The sequence below is a fragment of the Cellulomonas sp. P4_B5_2 genome (assembly GCF_056402235.1).
This window is the reverse complement of record NZ_JBFUHU010000376.1, coordinates 1-3221: the sequence shown is the minus strand read 5'-3', so window position 1 is coordinate 3221 and position 3221 is coordinate 1. Positions and strand designations below refer to the sequence as shown.

The following is a 3221-nucleotide window of genomic DNA, read 5'->3' as shown; positions in this document are numbered from 1 at the left end:
CTCTCGCCCGGGCCGGTCCGGCGCCTCCCGCACGTCGACCGGCGCGAACCCGGCCGCCGCCAGAGACCGCTCGACGGTCCCGCGGTCCCGGAACCTCAGCGTCGAGTCGGAGGTCAGCACGGCGCCGTCGGACGCGAAGACGTAGGACGCGCGGAAGGTCACCAGGTCGCCGACGACCTCGGTCGCGTCGACCCACGTGTCCACCCGGCCGACCCCGTCGACCTCCGTCGACTCGTACGTCGCGTCGCGGGTCCACTCCCGCCACGCCGCACGCTCGGGGACACGGGTCTCGAACACCAGGTGGCCGCCGTCCGCGAGCGCGGCGCGCACGCCCGCCAGCGTCGACGCCCACTCCTCGTCGGTCACGAAGACCTGAGCGACGTTGCCGGTCATCGTCGCGAGATCGACCTGCAGCGGTGGCAACGTCGTCGCGTCGCCCTCCAGCCACCGGACGCTCTCCGCTCCGGCCTTCCGGCGCGCCACGTCCAGCGACGCCCGCGCCGGGTCGAGCCCGACGACGTCGAGCCCGCGCGAGGCGAGCATCAGCGCGAACGTGCCGGTGCCGCAGCCGACATCGAGCACGCTGCGGGCGCCCAGCTCGTCGACGATCGCGGCATACACGTCGAGATCGCCGCGGTCCGGGTCGAGCGGGGCGTACAGCTGCGCGAGGCGGGGCACCTCGAACCCGTCGTCGGCCATGCGCGCGACGCTAGGTGCGACGCGGCCGTCGGTCACGTCGTTTTCAGACCGGGGCCGGCCCTGGCGGGTCGAAGCGGTGCTCGTCGGACCAGGGGCTCAGCAGCCCGATCTGGTGGCCGTCGGGATCCGCGAGGACGGCGTACCGGGATCCGAAGAACGCGTCGAACGGCCGCTGCCGGGACTCGTGTCCGAGGCCGGTCATCCGCGTCCACACGGCGTCGACCTCGTCGCGGCTCGCCAGATGGATCGACAGGACCGTCGCCGCGGCGTCGTCGTCGGGGTTGCCACTGTTCCAGTAGGCCACCGACGACCGCTCGTCCAGCTCGACCTGCAGCCCGTCGAACCTGATCTCGGCGTGCGGGTCGACGGGGTCGCCGACGTCCCAGCCGAGGTCCCGGTAGAACGCTCCGGCCCGAGCCACGTCGGCGACGACGAGGTTGATCTGCGTGGGACCCGGCAGCGAGTGCCGCCTCGGCTCGTCCTGCGGCGTCTGCTGGTGGAGCAGCAGCCGCCACCGTCCGGAGTCGTCACGCGTGTAGGTCGACGAGAGCGTCGCGCGGTACGTCGTGCTCCGCCGCCTGCCGACGAACGGATACACCACCGTCGCGGTCGCCGTCGACTCGACCAGGCGCGGCTCGCCGAGCTCGACCTCGTCCCACCCGGGCGACGCGTCCATCGCGCGCACGCACTCGTCGCGGGTCAGCACCGCGCCGGGCACGACGACCAGCGCGTCCCCATGGAGCGCCCGCTCGTACTCGGCTCCGCGACCCTGTGCGAGGGTGCTCTCGATCGCCATCAGCTCGTCCACCACCGCCATGCGTCCAGGCAACCACCGTGGCCGCCTCCAGGTCGAGAGGGTGGCTCCCGGTGCCAGACTGCTGGGCGTGAGCGACGATGCGATCCCCCGCACACCTCCCTCCGTCGGTCGCGCCGTCCAGTCCCGCATCTACCGCGCCGGGGTGTTCGGCCGACGGCCAGTGGTCCCCGTCGAGCCCGCCGCTCTCGAGTCCGCCGCCCGACGACGGATGAGCGACGTCGCCTGGGCCTACGTCGCCGGGAGCGCCGGTCGCCAGCGCACCGCGCAGGCGAACCTCGACGCGTTCGACCGGCACCGGATCGTGCCCCGCATGCTCGTCGACGTCGAGCACCGGGACACGTCGACCGAGCTGTTCGGCCGCCGGCTGCCCGCACCGCTGCTCTTCGCGCCGATCGGGGTCCTCGAGCTGGTTCACCCCGACGCCGACCAGGCGGTCGCGCGAGCGGCACGCGCGCTGGGCCTGCCGATGGTGATCTCGTCGCAGGCCTCGGTCCCCATGGAGGACGTCGCGCGGACGCTCGGCGACGCCCCGCGCTGGTTCCAGCTCTACTGGAGCAAGGACGACGGCGTCGTCGACTCCTTCGTCGACCGGGCAGAGGCCATCGGGTGCGAGGCGGTCGTCGTCACGCTCGACACGCACGTGCTCGGCTGGCGCACCCGCGACCTCGATCTCGCATACCTGCCGTTCGCGCGCGGCGAGGGCATCGCCCAGTACACGAGCGATCCCGCGTTCCGCCGCCTCGTCGAGGCTCGCGCCGCCGCACCCCGACCGGCCGACGAGCCGTCACCGCGCCCGACCCCCTCCGCGGTCCGCGCCCTGCACTCGATGGCCAGCCACTACCCCGGCCGCCTGCGCGACAACCTGCGCTCCCCTCTCCCCCGAGCCGCCGTCGAGACGTTCCTCGACGTCTTCTCGCGCTCGTCCCTGACATGGGACGACCTCGGCCGCCTGCGCGAACGCACGTCGCTGCCCCTGGTGCTCAAGGGGATCCAGCACGCGGACGACGCCCGCCTCGCGCTCGACCACGGGGTCGACGGGATCATCGTGTCCAACCACGGCGGGCGTCAGATCGACGGTGCGATCGCCTCGCTCGACGCCCTCCCGGCCGTGGTGGACGCGGTCGACGGCCGCGTCCCCGTGCTCTTCGACAGCGGGATCCGCAGCGGCGCGGACGTCGTGACCGCCCTCGCGCTGGGCGCGCGCGCCGTCCTGGTGGGTCGACCGTGGGTCTACGGGATGGCCCTCGCCGGGGCCGAGGGCGCGCGGGCCGTGATGCAGCACCTGTGGGCCGAGCTCGACCTGACCATGGCGCTGTCGGGGGTGCGGTCGGTCGACGAGATCGGACCGGACCTGCTGGCCCCGGCCGCACCGTGACGAGTCGACCGACGCTGTTCCTGACCGTGGGGCTGCCGGGTACCGGGAAGACGACCGAGGCGCGGCGGATCGAGGCGGAGCGGGGCGCGCTCCGCCTCACGAAGGACGAGTGGATGAAGGCCCTCTACGGGCTCGAGAACCCGTCGGCGGCCTCGGACGTGATCGAGGGCCGGCTCGTCGACATCGCGCTGCGCGGGCTCGAGCTCGGGATCGACGTCGTCGTCGACTTCGGCCTCTGGGGACGGGACGAGCGCTCCGCCCTCCGGCACGCGGCAGCCGCCCGGGGTGCGGGGGTGGAGACGGCAGCCGCCCGGGGTGCGGGGGTGGAGA

General features: G+C 73.8%; 4 protein-coding genes. 2 read left to right on the top strand and 2 right to left on the bottom strand.

The annotated features are described in order from the left end of the window. Together AC1DUQ_RS19730 and AC1DUQ_RS19725 are read right to left on the bottom strand one after the other, a co-directional pair. Positions 1–699, bottom strand: a 699-nt coding sequence (locus tag AC1DUQ_RS19730; protein WP_477074416.1) for a class I SAM-dependent methyltransferase, incomplete at its 3' end; no start/stop codon positions are given. Positions 700–742: 43 nt separating this feature from the next. Beyond that, on the bottom strand, positions 743–1516 hold the full coding sequence (locus tag AC1DUQ_RS19725) for a VOC family protein (protein ID WP_477060273.1): 774 nt from the start codon (positions 1514–1516) through the stop codon (positions 743–745). A gap of 67 nt (positions 1517–1583) precedes the next feature. Between AC1DUQ_RS19725 and AC1DUQ_RS19720 the strand changes: the two genes are divergently transcribed. Both AC1DUQ_RS19720 and AC1DUQ_RS19715 read left to right on the top strand, forming a co-directional pair. Continuing rightward, positions 1584–2891, top strand: a complete 1308-nt coding sequence (locus AC1DUQ_RS19720; protein WP_477060272.1) for a lactate 2-monooxygenase — start codon at positions 1584–1586, stop codon at positions 2889–2891. Continuing rightward, the coding region (locus AC1DUQ_RS19715; RefSeq protein ID WP_477074415.1) for a P-loop nucleotide/nucleoside kinase family protein at positions 2888–3221 on the top strand (334 nt) is incomplete at its 3' end. The genes AC1DUQ_RS19720 and AC1DUQ_RS19715, both read left to right, overlap by 4 nt.